The organism is Rhodopirellula sp. J20-39 (assembly GCF_057365095.1).
In genome coordinates, this window is sequence record NZ_CP195123.1 from 3,023,668 (window position 1) to 3,042,420 (window position 18,753).

13 protein-coding genes are annotated in these 18,753 nt (G+C 54.9%); 8 read left to right on the plus strand and 5 right to left on the minus strand.

Annotation, left to right across the window (positions count from 1 at the left end):
• Positions 1-11 precede the first annotated feature (11 nt).
• Complete coding sequence (locus tag ACR3ZL_RS11185) at positions 12-923, plus strand: ParA family protein (protein ID WP_473653080.1); 912 nt, start codon at positions 12-14, stop codon at positions 921-923.
• 192 nt (positions 924-1,115) lie between these two features.
• On the opposite strand, the gene ACR3ZL_RS11190 is transcribed toward ACR3ZL_RS11185, so the two are convergent.
• The 5 genes from ACR3ZL_RS11190 to ACR3ZL_RS11210 all read right to left on the minus strand — a co-directional run bounded on the left by ACR3ZL_RS11190 (position 1,116) and on the right by ACR3ZL_RS11210 (position 5,569).
• Complete coding sequence (locus tag ACR3ZL_RS11190; protein WP_473653079.1) at positions 1,116-1,922, minus strand: DUF4198 domain-containing protein; 807 nt, start codon at positions 1,920-1,922, stop codon at positions 1,116-1,118.
• 84 nt (positions 1,923-2,006) lie between these two features.
• Complete coding sequence (locus ACR3ZL_RS11195) at positions 2,007-2,558, minus strand: DUF2271 domain-containing protein (RefSeq protein WP_473653078.1); 552 nt, start codon at positions 2,556-2,558, stop codon at positions 2,007-2,009.
• A gap of 83 nt (positions 2,559-2,641) precedes the next feature.
• Positions 2,642-3,334, minus strand: coding sequence for a PepSY-associated TM helix domain-containing protein (locus ACR3ZL_RS11200; RefSeq protein WP_473653077.1), 693 nt, complete (start codon positions 3,332-3,334; stop codon positions 2,642-2,644).
• Positions 3,303-4,460 (minus strand): DUF1559 family PulG-like putative transporter, encoded by a 1,158-nt coding sequence (locus ACR3ZL_RS11205; RefSeq protein ID WP_473653076.1) that lies wholly within the window; start codon positions 4,458-4,460, stop codon positions 3,303-3,305. The genes ACR3ZL_RS11200 and ACR3ZL_RS11205 overlap by 32 nt, the downstream gene beginning before the upstream one ends.
• Before the next feature lie 233 nt (positions 4,461-4,693).
• The gene (locus tag ACR3ZL_RS11210) at positions 4,694-5,569 is read right to left on the minus strand and encodes an ABC transporter ATP-binding protein (RefSeq protein WP_473653075.1); all 876 of its coding nucleotides are present in this window, start codon (positions 5,567-5,569) and stop codon (positions 4,694-4,696) included.
• Positions 5,570-5,988: 419 nt separating this feature from the next.
• On the opposite strand from ACR3ZL_RS11210, the gene ACR3ZL_RS11215 reads away from it, so the two are divergent.
• The 7 genes from ACR3ZL_RS11215 (at position 5,989) to ACR3ZL_RS11245 (ending at position 18,714) form a co-directional block, all read left to right on the plus strand.
• Complete coding sequence (locus ACR3ZL_RS11215; RefSeq protein WP_473653074.1) at positions 5,989-7,728, plus strand: enterochelin esterase domain-containing protein; 1,740 nt, start codon at positions 5,989-5,991, stop codon at positions 7,726-7,728.
• A 297-nt stretch (positions 7,729-8,025) separates the two neighbouring features.
• On the plus strand, positions 8,026-11,019 hold the full coding sequence (locus ACR3ZL_RS11220; RefSeq protein WP_473653073.1) for an FtsX-like permease family protein: 2,994 nt from the start codon (positions 8,026-8,028) through the stop codon (positions 11,017-11,019).
• A gap of 132 nt (positions 11,020-11,151) precedes the next feature.
• A complete protein-coding gene (locus ACR3ZL_RS11225) occupies positions 11,152-12,576 on the plus strand; it encodes a sigma-54-dependent transcriptional regulator (protein WP_473653072.1) in 1,425 nt (474 codons plus the stop codon).
• 82 nt (positions 12,577-12,658) lie between these two features.
• A complete protein-coding gene (locus ACR3ZL_RS11230; RefSeq protein WP_473653071.1) occupies positions 12,659-13,132 on the plus strand; it encodes a MarR family winged helix-turn-helix transcriptional regulator in 474 nt (157 codons plus the stop codon).
• A 235-nt stretch (positions 13,133-13,367) separates the two neighbouring features.
• The gene (locus ACR3ZL_RS11235; RefSeq protein ID WP_473653070.1) at positions 13,368-13,796 is read left to right on the plus strand and encodes a DoxX family protein; all 429 of its coding nucleotides are present in this window, start codon (positions 13,368-13,370) and stop codon (positions 13,794-13,796) included.
• A gap of 53 nt (positions 13,797-13,849) precedes the next feature.
• The gene (locus ACR3ZL_RS11240) at positions 13,850-15,340 is read left to right on the plus strand and encodes an efflux RND transporter periplasmic adaptor subunit (protein WP_486173460.1); all 1,491 of its coding nucleotides are present in this window, start codon (positions 13,850-13,852) and stop codon (positions 15,338-15,340) included.
• Positions 15,341-15,552: 212 nt separating this feature from the next.
• A complete protein-coding gene (locus tag ACR3ZL_RS11245) occupies positions 15,553-18,714 on the plus strand; it encodes an efflux RND transporter permease subunit (protein WP_473653068.1) in 3,162 nt (1,053 codons plus the stop codon).
• Positions 18,715-18,753 lie beyond the last annotated feature (39 nt).

The following is an 18,753-nucleotide window of genomic DNA, read 5'->3' on the forward strand; positions in this document are numbered from 1 at the left end:
AGCACCAACCTATGTCCGTTTTGATGATGATTAATTTGAAAGGCGGCGTTGGTAAAACGGCATCGACAGTGGCACTCGCGGAAACGCTAGCTGAATGTGGCCAGCGGGTACTGGTGATCGATGCAGATCACCAAAGCATGGCGGGTGAGTTGCTGGCCGGGCAATCGCGAATGCTTCGTGCGGAACGTTCCAAGACCACTTTGCATGATCTTTTTCTAACGATGGCTGATGTGGATTTCGAACCACAGCTCTTAAGTAGGTTCGTGATAGGTGAAGCGTCGACGGTCGGTTCAGCAATGTCGAATCTGTGGACGATCCCGTGTTCGTTCCGGATCGATGACTTCTTTTCGAGTGTTGCAAAGTCAAAGCGAATTTGCCGAACCTATGCAACTGAACGAGAGTTGCAGGTAGGGCTCGGTAAGCGGATGCCGAGGGTGAAGAAATGGCTGACGCAGCACTTCGACTACGTCTTGGTGGACTGCCCGCCGAGTATTGCAATGCAGGTCAAAATGTTCTTGCGAATCGCGGACGGCTACATCATTCCGACCATTCCTGACCAGTTGTCACTGAGAGGTTCAGAGAACTTGGTCGAGCGTATTGGAAAGATGAATTACAAGGTTCCAGGCATTGGAACTTTGTGGACGCTCTATCGGCAACAGGTCGCGATGCACCGCGAAATGGTGAAAGAGCCCTACGCAAAGTTGCCAACGCCGTTTGATACGGTGATCCCCAACGCAACTAAGTTGGCGTCTGCGATGGCGCTAAATGATGCGACGATGATCCCGAACTGCGACACCAAATATGGAAGCGAGTTCGCGTCTCGCTATCGCCGTCTGGCCGATGAATTGATTTCGCGTTGCAACGCTCGTTTCGTCATGCCCGCGAAAGTTTCGGCAACCCGTGAGATGGCCGGCGCGTTCTAGCGATTGAAATAGAGTAGCTTTTGCAACGTTTGACGCCATGCGGGCATCACGAACGGATTGGAACCGAGAGTGCGGAAGGCGTGTGCCGTTCCGCGTTGCAAGCTTGCTTGATTCGAAAGTCCATCCCGCTGGGGAGGTTCCCTAGCGGGATAGGTTAAGGGCTGAATACCGAATCGGCAATCAGGCCCGAGACTACTGTGGCAGTACTTCTAGAGTTGCGGCGTAGCCCATGCGGCGACTGGTTGCGTTGGGGATCGAAGTCTTTTCGTCCGAGGCGCTGGTGTCGAGCCAGTACATGCCGGGTTCGGTGAAGGTGAATTCGAATTCGCCGTTTGCATCGGTCGTTAACAATGCTTCGTTGAGCGAATTGCGGTAACGGGTTTCGCCACGGACCAACTCGATTTTCAAGTCGCTGGCGGGTTCTCCATTGATCAGCATACGGAAGGTTGCTTTTTCCCCAGCATAGAGGTCGTTCGGGTGCGTGACCGGGACCAGTTCAATTCCCTTGCCGGTTGCCTTGAGCGAATCGGTTGTCGGTGCACCGTTGGTAACGAAGGTTTCGACTCGGCCGAAGTTTTCGGTGATCTTCAGGTTGGTCGCATTGGCGGGGATGTCAGTCTTTAGCGATTCGGCTGTTCCGCGAAGCCGACGACGTTGGCCGTCTTCTTCCCAAGTGGCGAAAACGCCGTCGTTGATCACGGCAACGCGATAGGTTCCCTGTTGAGTCAGTGGCAAATCGAAGACGCTGCGATACTTGCCGGTCGCTTGGTTTTCGCCTTCGACGCTCGTGCCATCCGGCGCAGTGATGGCGAGGCCGTTCAAACGCAGTGGAAAGTGGTTGAAGTAGAAGAGGTCGTTCGACACGGCGGCGTCGAAGGTCACCCAGGGCTCAGCACCAGACAAAACGGTTTGGGAAGGACGTAACCAGAGTTTGTGGGCATGGCCAGTGGATGGGACCAACAAGGCAACAAGCAAAGCGGGGATCAGTAAACGTGACATGTTTGTTTATCCGGAACGGTTGAAGGAACAAAGTGAAACGGGAAAGGTGATTGGTGAATTCGAAGTGTGCAGTTCGTACGTCGTTTATGGGCGAACGGTGAGTGTGATCTCACCGAGTTCAACTTTGCCGGACGCCGACGCGGTGGCTACCGATTCCGCTGGCCATTTCATCGGGATGGTTACCAGTTCGCGGCCGCCGACTTCACGGGACGCTTCCACGATCAAGTCATATTGCCCCGGCTTCAGGTCGGCCAATTTCGAGTCCGACGATGGCAGCTTGATGGTGTGCTTGCCGGCCGGACGTGTGGCACTGGAAATACCGTCGACTGGCATTTCGAGGCTGCGTCCGCTTCGTCGCCACCATTGCCGCAAATCGGGGAGCCACTTGGTTCCCTCGCCTTCGTCGTTTTCTTTCAATTGGTACCAAACGGCGAGGTTGGACACCACTTTGCGGTCTTTGTCTTGGATCCAAATGGCGACATAGGGACGGTGGTATTCCGATACATTCAGTCGCGGAATCTCGACGGAAACTTCGAGTTGTGGTGAATCGTTTTCTTCCGCGGCGTAAGCACTTAGGCAGGCCGCGGCGGAACACATTGCGATCGTCGTGATCAATAGCAGAGAACGTAGGTGCATGGTGGATCGTGTAAGCAAGTAGAAAGTTGAGTTGTGAGAGAAATGACCGCCAAAGCTTAGACGGTGATATGCAGGCAATTTTGTTAGTGGACCAGCAAGAGAATTAAAACCCATGGTGCGACCAAACCGGCGAAGACCAACGGCCAAGTCAACCGGCGATTTTTGGATCGTTCGTAAAGTAGAAACAGTCCAGTAATACAAAAAATAAGCGTCGCGACCGAAAACACGTCTAGGAAAATCATCCATGCAAAGCCGGTATGCCGGCCTTTGTGAAGGTCATTGAAGTAGGAGATCCATCCGCGGTCAGTCGATTCGAATTCAATCTCGCCACTTGCCCGATCGATCGCGATCCAAGCGTCGGACCCGGGGCCGGGCATCGATATGTAAACTTCGTCCTCGGATATTTCAGCATCATGATTGGCTACTGGCACCGCGAATTGATCGCTCAACCAATTCGTGACTTTCGGTGGCAGTTGGGTTCCTTCTTGAGAGCCCACGTCGCTTAAGGCTTCTTGCAAATCGCTTGGCAATTCCGTCGCCACGTTTTGAACCGCGGGGACGGTTTTGATTTGGGACGCGTGATTCAGTGTGATGCCGGTGACCGCAAACAAGATCATGCCAATCAAGCTGATCGCTGAACTCATCCAATGCGAGTGGATCAAGAAACGTAACCACGCGGATCGGCGGCTACGTTTTTTCTGTTTCTCGGGAGGAGTCATGGATACCTGTTGGCGTTCGGGTTGATCATTCGGATGACGAAACAGTTTCGACTTCACGACCCATGCGTGTCCAGCTAGCGTGCCAAACATCACGGTCGATCGAATCGGTCACATTGCGAACGCTGCCGTCGGCTAAGCAAACCTTTGCCATGCCAATGTGGTTGCTGCGTGCGGCGGAGACCTTCGACGATCCGCGTGTCATGTCTGGGATGGGGCTGTTGGGTGTCAGCCGACCATTCATGACGGGGCCATTGGGCACGCTGCCTCGCAACCAGTAATGGTTTCGGTCGCCATTCCAGCCGGATATGTAACTTTGAACCGCATCGAGCCCACCTGCTTCGGCTGCCTCGGCAACGGTTTGGTCGAGTGTGGACACCGATGCTCGATAACCTCGGACGTCCATCGCGGGTGTGGCCGTGGCGATGTCGATCCCTTGGCCGATGATGGTCTCGGCGAACACGATCGTGTTGCTGGTTCCGTCCAAGATGTCACGGAAACCCACTTTCGCATCGATCCAGCACAGACCATCGGATTCGGTTGCGGGGTGATAGACGTTGGTCAGGCCGCTGCCATGATTCATCGCATAACTGGCACCGGCAATTTGCGTTTCTGCTCCGGTCGGCATCGTTAAACCATGCACATCCGCGTTAACGTCACTGGGGCATTCGAACGTAGGGACGCGGGTTGCTGCCGCTTCACGCAGTGCCTCGGGTAGGTCAGCCAAAGCAGGGTGCCCCATGTAGATGTCAAAGTCGATCAGGTCTTGCAGACTGCCTTGTTCAATGAACGGAAGAATCTTTGCAAGAGGCGAGTAATCGCTGGGGTAACCGCCGGGCCATGAGTAGCCGTTGTTAGGGAATTGATCGCGGTAAGTCGACGCGTAGTTGTGTAGCGACAATCCGATTTGCTTCAGGTTGTTGCTGCACTGCATCGAGCGAGCGGCTTCTCGTGCGGCTTGGACAGCGGGCAGTAACAGTCCAACCAAGACGCCGATGATCGCGATCACGACTAATAGCTCGACCAGAGTGAATGCGGTGCGTTTGATCGAGGCGTTTTTAGATTTTTTGCCGGGTGGGCAACTGATTTTCCAGCCATCGGATCCAGCGTGGTTAGCAACGGCAGATTGCCGAGCAACAGCGGATCGTCGATGACCAAACGAAAGACGGGCATGCGCGAGTGGCATGTGAGTGCTCCAGGGGTAGTACGCAAGAAAGGGCATCCATCTCAGGAAAAGTGGTTTTCCGGGATAGATCGAGCGTGGCTGGCTAGAGCGAATTAAGAAAAACGCGTCGCTTGCTAGATCGTCGTGACGGTGTTATTGAGAATCACTCGCATCACGATATTTGCCCAATGGATTCGGTTCAAGGGGGGAAAGCGGCCGACGAGCAAAGATTTTGCTCAAGTTGAAGACGTCGTCTAAGCGACTGGCAAGTCGTCTGTTTCGGGCATCTCGGAGATGCTTGGCGAGTCATTTACCGCCGCCACATCAGGACGGTAGGGGTTCGGTGTGGCACGGTCATTGGTGGTCGACAGCGTGCTTGTGATGGACTGGTAATACGCCGCAAGGGACTGGGGATCTTCGTGCAGATTCGTCGGGAAACGCTCGATGATTTCACCGTCTTTGAGCACCACGACTCGATCGGCCCATATCGCCACATTGGGTTCGTGCGTCACCACAACGATGGTGCGTCCTTGTTGATCGCATAGCTCACGTAATCGTTTGCAGATCGATTGACCGGTTTCGGAGTCGAGGCTGCCGGTGGGTTCATCGGCGAAAATGATTGCCGGATTAGTGATCAACGACCGAGCGATGGCAACGCGTTGTTGTTCACCGCCGCTAAGGGAATCCGGCCGGTGAGACAAGCGATCGGTGATACCTAATCGCTCAGCAATGTCCGCGAGGTTGTCGACGTTCGCGGTTGGGTTGCTTGCACGTTTGGATCCAGCGGCAAATATTGGGAATAAGATATTGTCCTTCGCGGTGAGCGACGGGACGAGGTTAAAGGCTTGGAAAACCAACCCTATCTGCTGGCGACGAAAGAGCGTCAATTGGTAATCCGAGAGGTCCGCTAGGTTCTGGTTAGCGATCGTGACGGTTCCATGAGTCGGCCGCGTCAGGCCGCTCATCAAATGCATCAACGTGCTCTTTCCGGATCCGCTTGCGCCCATGATCGCTACAAAGGAGCCTTGTTCAATATTTAAACTCACATCACGCAATGCGTGGACGTTGCGATTGCCCTGTTGATAGGTCTTCGAAATGTTCTGGACCGATGCGATGGGCGAGGCATTCATTGTGAGTTGGGGCTCCGTTGCTTTGGTAGAGAGGGCTGACTGCTTAGCCGGCTATCGATGTGAGGCCGATTCGCTGCAGGAAAGGTGGTTGGCTGTTTGGACGCGACCGATTTCGATAAGCACAGCGTTTTGATAAGCAAAGCTAAGCACAGCGTGTGCCAACGCAGGAAAGGTGATTGCAGGGAAGGCTTCGGTGCTAGGTCGAATCGGGTTTGTGCGATCCGAAGCCGTGTTTGGGACCGGTGCAAATCGCTTCGCTCTAAATCATTGCCATCTGGGCGTATCCTAGTGACGGCGGAAAATGCATCGGCAATGGACAAAACACCGCCCGTGTCTGGACGCTGCCATGTTTTAGTGCCTTACTGGTGATGCCTTACTGGAAGGCGTTTGATTAGTTCGTTCCCGATTGTGGCTTTCCAATGAACTCAGTGGTCAAAGTGTTCGCGGCGATGATGCTGCTCATATGCCTGTCTTCGGCAGTTGGTATCTCTAAACCCGCCGAGGCAGTCGCGGACGACTTAATCGCTGAAGCTCCGATTGGCGCCGGAGAATCGCATAAAGCTTTGACGCGTGAGGCGGGACAAAGAGTTTTCGTTCCGGTCAATGCGGCGGCCGGTTCCTTGGTTCGGGGGACAATCCAAGGCGATCGCATCACGGTTTGGTTACTCAACGAACAAGGGGAACGCGAGCGACGATTGGCGAGCGGTGTCGGTAATTCTCAAGACTTGTGGTTTGTCGTGCCGGAAACTACAGCCAATACAGATTCTGAGTCGAGCAAGCCGATCAAGCTCGAACTGTCGGCCAGCGAACCGGGCAAATTGGAACTAAAGATCGACAGAATCGTTCCTGTCGAAGATCAATGGATTCCTGAAACGGAGTTGCAAAGCCCGACACTCAGGCAGCTTCAACTGGAGCTCACCAAGAGTCGCAGGAAGGTCGAGGGGCAGCCCGACCGAATGTCCAATAAAGAGGTGACCGACGGGTTTTGGCACCGGATCGAAGCGGCTGGAACGCCGTTGATCGAAATTGAGGGCGTGCTTCCTCCGCTATCCGAAAGTGAGGCATTGGTGACGTTTCTTTGGCGTGGAGCACGACGCAATGTCCGTTTGTTTGGCGCACCGTCAGGTAATCATGACGATTTGCAGCGTCTCGGCGAAAGCGATGTTTGGTTCCGTAGCTATCGCTTGCCCAAAACGGCAAGGATGGATTACCGCTTGGCACCGGATGTTCCTGCCATTCCAGGATCGCCGACGCAACGTCGACGGTCGATCTTGGCGACCTTGCAGCGTGATCCTTTGAATCCCAACTTCTTTCCGGGGCATCCGGTGGATGCGTACGAGGGGCATTCTGTTGTTGTGCTTCCCGATGCACCTCCGGAACGTTGGTTGACACCGGTCCCGCACGCCCAGCAAGGAACGGTCCAGGCACATCGTGTGTCGAGTAAGTATTTGGACAACACTCGCGATGTGTTCTTGTATCGCACAAACGGATACGAACCAAATGATCCTGCAAACGCGTTGTTGATTGTGTTTGACGGCCAGCAGTATCTTGACGAAGTGGACGTGCCAACGATTCTTGATAACCTGCGGATGGAAGGCAGGATTCCGCCGACTGCAGCGGTGTTGATTGCAAACCCAAGCATGGCCGCCCGATCGAAAGAGTTGACGTGTAACGACGACTTCGTTCGTTTCCTAAACGATGAATTGTTCCCCTGGGTGGATCAGCAATCCGTTTCCGCTGTTCGAGAAAAGACGGTCGTCGCTGGGGCCAGTTATGGTGGCTTGGCGGCGGTATTTGTGGGGTGGAAGAGTTCCGATCGAATCGGCAACGTTCTCAGTCAATCGGGCTCGTTTTGGTGGGCACCAGGTGGATTTGAAGCGAGTGACCGAGGTGAACCTGAATGGTTGACGAGGCAATTGGTCGACGCGGAAAAGTTGCCCGTTCGCTTCCATCTACAGGCCGGTTCGTTTGAGCGAACGCGATTGATCTCGGGCCAGCAGCGGATTGCAGGAATCGTGGAATCCTCACGCCACCTGCGGGATGTTTTGCGAGCGAAAGAGGTCGATGTTTCATTAGAAGAGTTCGTTGGCGGGCACGGCTATTTCTATTGGCGACATCAGTTCGCTAGCGGAATCCTCTCGCTGCTAGGGACAAAGTAACCGAGCCGATTGCAAGGACACGGATAGGCCGATTTTTCTCGCAACACGGGATAACCTAGTAAAGTCGGACGCGTGGTGAACTTTCCGCCGGTGACGCCGGAATCTTCATCGGGAAATCGCCGTGGATGACTTTGCAAGCGAGTCCATCTTGTCAAAAGCGAGCGAAGTGTATCGATATTGGATTTGGTCCATGGGTTGCTTAGTGCCTAGCAGGTCGCTCGGTTGGCTCTATTTGCAATTTGATTGCTGACGGCTCGTATCGGTTTTTGTTTCGTGGACCTCATTGAAAACATCACGTTGAATAACATTCGATTTCTATGGAAGCTGGTCCTTACACATATGACGCTGCATCCCGGTCGGGCTGTGGTGACGACGCTTGGCGTGATCGCATCAACCTGTGCGGTGGTTTGGGTAGTCAGCGGCTATGACGCGTTGGTTTCTCAGTTCGACGAGAACGCAGAAAAATATCTGGGGCGCTATGACGCCTTGATCGTCACGCAGTCGCCACCGGGAATGGTTGCCGAAATCCAACCGGAAATGGTTGAGTCGTTGCGTAGCGATGCAGGTGTGTTGGAATTGAATCCAATCAGTCAGTCTCGCGTTACGCTCACTCGGATAAGCAACGCATCGGACCCGGTTCAGGAAGAAACGTCGATCAGCCTTTTGATGGGCGACCGTCCGCCGGTCAACGGGGCACCGCCGTTGGATCCGACCTTGGTTAGTACACCCGCACTGGATCCGCCTTACGAAATGGTGCAGGGCGAGTGGCTACCGAACGATCGTCAGAGCGTCGACGCCGAGGCAACCGCAGTGCTAAGTGTCGGAGCGGCAAAACGCTTGAACATCCAGGTTGGTGATCGTGTGCAGGTGACTTCGGTGGCCAACCAGGTTCGAGCGCGCGTGGTGGGACTGATAGAGCAGGCTCCCGATTCTCCAACGCTAGTCCAGCGAGGTAGACGCGGTCGATCCAGTGGCGGTGCCGAATCTGGAAAGGAAGGTGTTCATCGTGGAGACCGTTCCGGGAGTCACTCAAATCCGAGCCAAGGTGCGGGGAAGGATGTGAATGATGGTGAGAAGGCCGAGCGTCGCCGTGGTGATCGATCGCAGTCGCCACCCCAGCACGGTTTGCCAAGTTCGTTCATCCAGGGCGTTGCTACCAATGCGATCTATGTGCGACCGGCGTTGGCGGAGAAGGTCAACGGGTATTCGGTATCGGCGCAGGTGCTGCAGATCGCGATGCGAGACTCGGTGACGGTTGAGCAGTTCCAAGCGGTTTGGAAGGACAAGCTTGCCGCGAGCACACCGCCGCTGCGATTGGTGGACTTTGCCGCGGTACGAAGTGGGATGGAGTCCAGTCGAACCGTTTCGAGCCAACAGGCTCAAGCCTGGGCGGCGACGGGAATGGCGACGCTCGCGGCGATCTTCATCATCTTTTCGACGTTGTCGATGGGCGTCAGTGAACGGGCTCGGGAGTTCGCGATGCTGCGTGCGGTCGCGCTGACCCGTTCGCAAATCGCCGGAATCATTGCCTTGGAAAGCGTATTGTTAGCGTTGGTCGGTTGGCTCGGCGGGTTGGCAACCGGTTGGATAGTGGTGTTTGTGGGAAGCCGACTGGCACCAGGATTGTTCGCCAGTGGAGCGGTACTCGGATGGGCGAGCGCGGTGTTTTCCGGGATCACCGTTTTGGTGGGGGCATTGTTGGCAGCGATCTTGCCCGCTTGGCGAGCGATGCGAATCGACCCTCTCGATGCGATGTCAACTCGTGTGGTTCGACCGGCAACGACCCACTGGGCGGTTCTCGGGTGCATCGGAGCGTTATTGTCGGTTGCAGCGCCGGTGACTGTTTTCGGTTTGCCCATGGCGGATTCGTGGCGGACATGGAGCTACACGTTCCTGACCTATCCGATGTTATTGGTGGGCATGGTATTGATGGCACCGGCAATTGTGGTGCTAGTCGAGCATGGATTGGGGCCGGTGGTGACGCGGTTAATGCGTCTTGATTCACGAATGATGCAGACACAATTGTCCAGCAACTTGTGGCGAACGATAGCGGCGACGCTCGCATTGTCGGTGGGGCTGGGGTTGTATGCGTCCACGCAAACGTGGGGCTATTCCATGTTGAAACCGTTCACGCCTGGGAAATGGCTTCCGGATATGTTGGTCGCGTTTCATCCCATCGGGTTGGATCAGGATGGCGACGCGTTGGTTCAGCAGGTCGACGGAGTGGACGCTGAACAGGTGATGCCGTTGGCGATCGAACAGGCTCGGTTTGATTGGGGGGACGCTGGGAAACCAAACCGGTTGAGCCAGGACAATGCGATCCTATTTGGGCTGGATCCGGCTCGTGCGTTTGCCGAGGCGGATCCATTCTTAAAACTCAATTTTGTGGAAGGCGATCGACAGACTGCGGCCGGTGAATTGGCTGCGGGTGGAGCGTGTCTGATTTCGCAAGATTTCCAAATGAGTTCGGGATTGCATGTCGGCGACGAGTTGGCGTTCACGCCTCCGACCGCCCCAAACGATCGGGTGGCGTACCGAATCGCGGGGGTGGTGTCACTTCCCGGCTGGCATTGGTTCACCAAGTTTTCCGGCGTGCGTCGACATTTTGTGCGGACGGCAACGATGGTGTTTGTTGATCGGCAAGACGTGCGGCGAGATTTCGGTTTGAATCGGACCGAGTTCTATTGGTTGAACTTAGAGCCAGATGCCCAGTTGGAATCCGTCCAAGCGGATTTGCAAAAGATCGCCGAGCGTGATGCTGGGGAGACCTTCCGGACTGATTCACAGATTGACGTGACAGCGTATCGTCCGTTCGCGCGAGCGACCGTGACGGCCAACGTTCAAAAGGCGATCAAGAAGCGTGCCGACGGGATGATCTGGGGGATGAGCTATTTGCCGTTGGTGACGCTGGCGATCATGTCGTTGGCTGTGGTCAACACCGTCATCGCTTCGGTTCGGTCTCGAACATGGGAGTTCGGTGTGATGCGGTCAGTTGGCGTGACGCGAGGTCAGTTGGTTCGTTTGGTGATTGCCGAAACCATCCTGATTGCGTTGTCGGCATGTTTGCTAAGCCTGGTGTTTGGTTTGATTGCCGGCTGGTGTGGCGTGGGGATGGCTCAGTATGGCGGTTGGTTTGCGGGGCCGCCGACGTTTTTGATTCCTTGGTCACAACTCAGTTTTGGCTTCGCGGTCACGATCGGTCTGTGTTTGCTGGCTGGGGTTTGGCCAGCACTGAAGATTGGGCGTGCCGAGCCACTACGTCTTTTGCAGGCTGGTCGTGGAATGATGTAAGGCTTGGTTGGCCCGATAGGTTTGATCGTGGCTTGTTCAGGTCTATCAATGTCCAGGTCTAACACGACAAAACGAATTTCCAAACGTACTGGGGTCGACAAGATTGGGTTTTGGTCGTGATATGATGGTGTCATGACCAAGCAAACCATTTTGATTGTCGACGATGAACCTTCGATCTGCTGGGCGTTTGAAAAAATGCTAACCGGCGAAGGTCACGATGTCGTCACCGCATCGTCTGCGGAAGAGGGGATTCGTCTTGCCGAAAAGCACTCGCCGGATTTGGTAGTGTTGGATGTTCGGTTGCCCAAGGAAGATGGCATTTCGGCTTTGCCAAAATTCCTGAAGGCGACTGATAACTCGCCGGTGATCGTGATAACCGCGTTTGGTGATTTGGAAACCGCCGTGTCTGCGGTCAAACAAGGGGCGACGGACTATCTGACGAAGCCTTTCAAGCTGGAAGATGCGTTAAAAGCTTGCCGGACCGCATTGAAGCAATCCGCCGGCAGCGGTTCGCCGGTCACGACGCAACCGATGGACTTGGATCATTCTGTACTCGTGGGTACCTCCCCAGCGATGCACCAAGTTTTTCGTCAGATCGCGTTGGTTGCCGAGAGCGATCTGTCCGTTTTGATCACCGGAGAAACGGGAACGGGGAAAGAGTTGGTGGCCGCCGCGATCCACCGTCACAGTCTGCGAGCGGACCAACCGTATCTGCCAATCGCTCCGGTGGCGTTGAATCCTGAGTTGATTGAAAGTGAATTGTTTGGGCACGTGAAAGGTGCGTTCACCGGTGCGGCGGAAGATCGGGCGGGGTTATTCGAGCGTGCCGAAGGCGGAACGGTACTGCTTGATGAAATTGGCGACTTGCCGCTGGCGACTCAGGTGAAACTCTTGCGAGTTTTGGAACAGGGGCAATTCAGTCGTGTTGGCGATGTTCGGCCTCGGACGGCGAACGTGCGAATTCTGGCGGCGACCAACGCGGACTTGCACGAAGCGGTTGGTCGTGGCGATTTCCGCGAAGATTTGTTTCATCGTCTGACCGGGATGCAAATTCATTTGCCACCGCTGCGGGATCGCAGCGAAGACATCGAGCCCCTGTGTCGGCACTTCTTGGCGGCGATGAAGTACGCGACTGGTGACACGGCCATTGATGACGGATTAATCGCTGAACTCGCGGACCGACCGTGGCATGGGAACATTCGCGAGTTGCGAAATGCGGTCGAGCATGCTGCCGTGGTGGCTCGCGGGCGTCCGTTAACGATTGAAGACTTTCCGCCGCCCAGTCCGGGGCGAGATGAATTGGCGGGGGCCTCGACCCCGTCGCTCGAAGGTGTCATCGGGCAGTGGACACGGGACGCAATCGAAGCTGCACCGCGGGACGAATTGCAAACCCTGCATTCTCAGTTTCTTGCCGCGACGGAGCCGACGTTGTTTCGGATCACGCTCCAGCACACTCATGGCAATCGAGCCAAAGCGGCTGAATTGCTAGGGATTCACCGGGGAACGCTTCGGGATCGTTTGCGTTCGTATGGTCTTGACGACGCGAATTTGCCGTAAAGATTGCTGCTGAAAGACTCACTGCGAGATATTTTATCAATAAGATACTTGCCGATGACTTATGTGCATGTATTCTTAGGGTATGAAACTGCAAGATGAGCTGAAGCGATCCGTTCCCTTTGTATCGCTACAGCAGGAAACACTGCTGAACTATCTGCGAATCGGTGACCAGCTCGATAATCGGCTGTCGCGTTTCTTTCGCGAGCACGATTTGACGTTGTCGCGTTTCAATGTATTGCGAGCGTTGGCGTTGGCCGAGCGTCCGTTGACGTGCGGCGAGATCGCCGAGCGGATGATCCAGATTGTACCGGCGATTACGTCACTGGTTGATCAACTGGAAAAGCACGGTTTGGTCTCGCGGGAGCGATGCACCGAAGATCGCCGCGTGGTTCATGTGACAATCACGCCCAAGGGAATCGATTTGTGTGAAGAAACAATGGTTCCGCTGTTGGAACTCGAAAAACAATTGTTGAAGAAGATGACTCGCGCGGAAATGAAGCAATTATTGGTTTTGTTAGAGAAAACTCGGGATTCCATCGCTGCGTGCGATGCTTGACTGGTGACCCACCAGCTTGGCCTTGGCGGGTTTGAAGGAACTTTGACCATCCGGACTGGGAAAGTACTGTCATGGTTTTCAAGCCGGTGGATACCGAACCCACCAGAATGTTCCAGCCTCGATAAACGTGCCGCGACGAACTTTCATTGCAATGAACGGATCGCCTGAAAGCGAAACCGATACCTACCTACCGCCGGCTTCAACGGCTTCCTGAAACGATCGGAAAGAGAAAAGTATGACTTTGCAGAATGACAAGCTGACCTCGACAGGCTTGCTGGTGTTGCGCGTTGGTGTGGGGCTGTTGATGTTGGTTCATGGCTGGGCCAAGCTCAGTGGTTTTGCAGAAGCTCAAAACCATTTTCCCGATCCGATTGGAATTGGAAGTAAGTTGAGCCTGATCTTGGCGATTGGTGCCGAGGTCGGTTGCTCGCTGTTGTTGATCGCAGGTCTGGCAACTCGCCTGGCCTCGATCCCGCTCGCTTTCACGATGATCATTGCCTTGTTTGTTGTTCATGGTGCCGATCCATGGAAAGTCAAAGAATTGGCAGCGATGTATTTGTTGGTCTACGTGTCACTCATCTTGACCGGACCCGGTATCTTCTCGCTCGACTATTTCTTCTTCGGGCGTAACGCCGCACCGGCGACCCCAGAGTCTCCTACTTGAGTTATCCACCTAGTTCTCTGATTTCCCGGGTGTGGCTCGGGAGAGGAATCCGAATGATCTTTGAATTGAATGAATCCACGCCACCGGCTGAACGGACCGACGCACCGCAACGTGGCAACCGACGAAGGCGGATGAAGCGAGTTCGGTTCGCGCTCTTGAGTGCTGGAATCGTATCGTTGGGTGTGGTTGGCGGTTGCAAGCCAAGCAACCAGGGCCCGCCGCCGCGTCCGACGCCCGTAGTGACCGTTGCGAAACCTGTTTCGAAGCAGATTGTCGAATGGGATGCGTACACGGGACGAATGGAACCGGTCGAGTTTGTGGAGGTGCGCGCTCGGGTGAGTGGGTATCTTGATTCGATTCACTTTGATGAAGGGCAAATCGTCCAACAGGGTGATTTGCTGTTTCAAATCGATCCGCGTCCCTATCAAGCTGAACTGAGTTCCGCCGAAGCGGCGATGGGGCAGGCCAAGTCATTGCTGGACCAGGCGATCTCCGGCGTCGCGGTTGCCAAAGCCAATCAATTGCAATCCGATGCCGCAGTCCAATTAGCCAAGGCGAGAGTGGATCGTGTTCGGACGTTGGTGCGTAGCAATGCGGCCAGTGCCGAAGAACTGGATCAACGCGAGGCGGAATATCTGCAAGCGAAGGCAGACGCGGAGGCAAGTTTGGCCAGCATCCAGTCTGCGGAATCGGAGATCGCGTCAGCCAAGGCGGCGATCGATTCCGCCGCCGCAGGCGTGCAGACGGCAAAGTTGAATTTAGACTACACGCGGATCGAATCGCCTGTCACCGGTCGGATCAGCCGCGAGTTCGTTAATGTCGGAAACCTGGTGAGCGGCGGTACTTCCACCGCGACCATGTTGACGACGATCACATCGGTTCAGCCCATTTACTGCACCTTTGATGCTAACGAACAAGAGGTATTGAAGTACATCCGGTTGGCAAATTCCGGTGAGCGGAAGAGTTCTCGAGATGTGAAGAACCCGGTGTTCCTAGGGCTAGTCGACGAAGACGGCTTTCCTCATAAGGGGCACATGGACTTTGTCGATAGCCAGTTTGATGCGGCTACCGCGAGTATGCGAGCCAGGTGTGTGTTTGCCAACGAAGACAAGGTGTTGTTGCCAGGGATGTTCGCTCGAGTGCGTATTCCCGGAAGTGCACCGAGAGAGTCCGTGTTGATCCCGGATTCCGCTGTTGGAACCGATCAGTCGTCTCAGTTCGTGTTCGTCGTCGTCGATAACAAGATCGAAAGGCGACCCGTGACGTTGGGGCCAATGGTCGACGGATTGCGAGTGGTTCGTACAGGTCTTAATAGCAACGAGACTTTGGTGATAGAAGGCTTGTTGCAGGCCCGCCCAGGTGCGGATGTCGAAACGAAGGACGGTGTGATCGAGGTGGTCGAGGATGGCTTGCCGGACGACTATCAACCGTTGCCACCGGAGGAATGGATCGGTAGTTCCGGACCCAATTCACGACTGATTAGCAAGCCGACTATGGCTAGTAAACCGGCCACGCCTAGCGAACCGGCCAGGCTGGCGAACTGAATCCGTCAAACAATACCCACCGTGACGATCGGATTCCGGATTCGCACCGGCGAGGCGATTTTCGATCGAGCGTGACTCCATTGAGTCCATGCAGGCGTGTTGGATTTGGTTTTTATGTAGCACAACAGGATCGCTGTTGTGTCATTTGAGTTTGCATCTCGTCCTTGCTCGACAACATTTGATTTTAGCCACTCGATTCCCGACTTCTTGATATGAAATTTCCTCACTTCTTCATCGAACGACCGATCTTCGCGACAGTCTTGTCGACCTTGATCGTGTTGGTCGGCGGCATCACGTATTTTTCGTTGCCGGTGTCACAGTATCCCAACGTGGCTCCGCCGACGATCGTCGTGCGTGCTAGCTATCCGGGGGCGACGCCGGAGGTGATTGCTGACACAGTGGCTACGCCGATCGAACAGGAAATGAATGGCGTCGACAACATGCTTTACATGGAGTCGTCGTCCAGTGCGGACGGCACCATGCAGTTGACGGTGACGTTCAAGTTGGGGACGAACCTCGACGATGCCCAGGTTTTGGTGCAAAACCGGGTGGCGGTTGCCGAGCCTCGTTTGCCGGAATCGGTGCGTCAAATTGGTGTTACGACCACCAAATTGATTCCTGACATGTTGATGGTGGTTCACCTGAAGTCGCCGGACGAAAGTCGCGACCAGCTTTACATCAGTAACTATGCGTTCTTGCGAGTTCGAGACGCATTGATGCGACTTGATGGTGTGGGTGATATCCGGATCGCTGGTGGTAACGAATACGCGATGCGGGTTTGGTTGGACATCGAAAAGATGACCCACGTTGATCTGACCGCGGGTGATATTGTTGCGGCGATTCGTGAGCAAAATGTGCAGGTCGCGTCAGGTGTGATCGGTCAACCGCCAACCGACGAGACCGGCGCGTTTCAGTTGAACGTAACGACGCAGGGACGGTTGTTGGATACCGACGAGTTCTCGCACATCGTGGTGAAGCGAGGTGAAGATGGACGGGTGACTCGCTTAAGCGATGTTGCCAGAATCGAGTTGGGGGCCCAGGACTATTCCCGTCGTAGTTATCTTAATGGCCAGCCCGCCGTTGCGGTGCTGGTGTATCAGCGTCCGGGAACCAACGCGGTCGATTCAGCGGTCGCCGTGAAGCAGACCATGGAAGACCTCAGCAAGGATTTCCCCGAAGGAATCGGCTACGAGGTTGCTTACAATCCGACCGACTATGTCGAAGAGTCGATCGATGAGGTGTTCTTCACGCTTTATATCACGACCGCTTTGGTTGTGTTGACCGTGTTCATCTTCTTGCACGGTTGGCGGCCGACGATCATCCCAGTCGTGGCCATTCCAATTTCGTTGATTGGAACATTCGGTGCGATGCAGCTGATCGGCGTCAGCTTGAACACGTTGTCGTTATTTGGGCTGGTGTTGGCGATCGGAATCGTGGTCGATGATGCGATTGTGGTGGTCGAAAATGTGGAGCGTCTGATCGGTGAGGGGATGGCACCGCGTAAAGCGACCCACAAAGCGATGGATGAGGTGGGATCGGCACTGATTGCGACCACGTTGGTGTTGATCGCAGTTTTTGTTCCGACCGTTTTCATTCCCAGTATCAGTGGTCAGTTCTATCAACAGTTTGCGTTGACGATTGCGATCGCGACAGCGTTTTCAACGTTCGTTTCGCTAACCCTAACACCGGCGCTTTGTGCACTGCTGCTGAAACCCAAGAAGGCGGGTAATGGCCAGGCCAGTGAGACAGCGAACATGTCTCCTGTGATGCGTTTGCTAACGTGGCCGGCCCGTTTGTTTAATCGCTTCTTCGATTGGACCAGCAACATCTATGCAGGGATCGTATCCCGATTGGTACGTCGCTCGGCTCTTTCGTTGCTGTTGTACGGCGGATTGTTGGTGGCAACTTGGTTCAGCTTTGGTTTGGTCCCGACCGGATTCATTCCGGCTCAGGATCAGGGATACGTCATTGTGGCGATTCAGTTGCCCGATGGTGCAGCACTGGCACGAACCGACGAAATCACCAAACAGGTCGCGAAAATTGGCGGCGGAGTGGATGGCGTGAAGCACGCTGTCGGAATCGCCGGGTTGTCGGGGGCGACGTTCACGATCAGTCCCAGTGCAGCGGTGACGTTTTTGCCGTTGGAAGATGCCAAAGAACGAGCTGCCCGCGGACGCGATTTAGCCACGATCGTTGGCGAGTTGCGTGGCAAGATGCAGGCGGTGAACGGAGCTCAGATTTTCGTCATTGAACCGCCACCGGTACGCGGGATTGGCCGTGGTGGTGGGTACAAGATGTATGTGCAAGATCAACGCGGGGCGGGGATCAAGACGTTGCACGAGGTGACTTCGGGAATGGTTGCGGACGCCAACGAGCAGCCTGGCTTGGTTCAGGTGTTCTCTAACTTCCGGATCGAAGTGCCCCAGATCGAAGCGGATGTGGATCGGACCAAAGCCCAGATGCTGGACATTCCGATCAACAAAGTCTTTGAGACTCTGCAGGTCTATTTGGGATCGGTGTATGTCAACGACTTCAATTTCCTTGGTCGGACCTATCGCGTGACGGCACAAGCGGAGCCTCGGTTCCGAGATGAGGCCAGCGATATCTTGAGGTTGCGGACGCGTAGTGCGGCCGGCGATAGCGTGTCGCTCGGTTCGGTCATTCAGATCAAAAATACCGCCGGGCCGGATCGAATCGTTCGATTCAACTTATATCCTTCGGCTGATATCAACGGCAGTACCGTGCCCGGTTTCAGTACCGGGCAATCGCTGGCCAAGATGGAAGAGCTTGCCGACAAGCACTTACCGGCTGGCTTTGGATATGCATGGACCGATATCGCGTTTCAAGAACGACAAGCGGGCAACACGATCGTGTTCCTGTTCCCGTTGGCGGTGCTGTTCGTCTTCATGACGCTGGCGGCACAATATGAAAGCTGGCTATTACCGATGGCGATCATCTTGATCGTGCCGTTGTGCATTTTGTTCGCGATCCTGGGTATTTGGTATCGCGGGATGGACAACAACATTCTGACGCAAATTGGGTTTATCGTTTTGGTCGGCTTGGCATGTAAGAATGCGATTTTGATTGTCGAGTTTGCCAAAGCGGAAGAGGACGCTGGCAAAGATCGTTTTCAAGCTGCGATCGATGCATGCCGCTTGCGATTGCGGCCGATTTTGATGACTGCATTCTCGTTCATCTTGGGCGTGTTGCCGCTGTTGGTTGCCACGGGGGCGGGCTACGAGATGCGTCGCGTGCTGGGAACGGCGGTCTTTAGCGGTATGATCGGCGTGACCTTGTTCGGACTGTTCCTGACACCCGTTTTCTACGTTGTGCTACGCAAATTCGCTCGTAAGCCGGCAGCGGAAGAAGCTTAGGAATCCACCAGGCGGTTTCGCTAGGCTCAACCGCCGCTT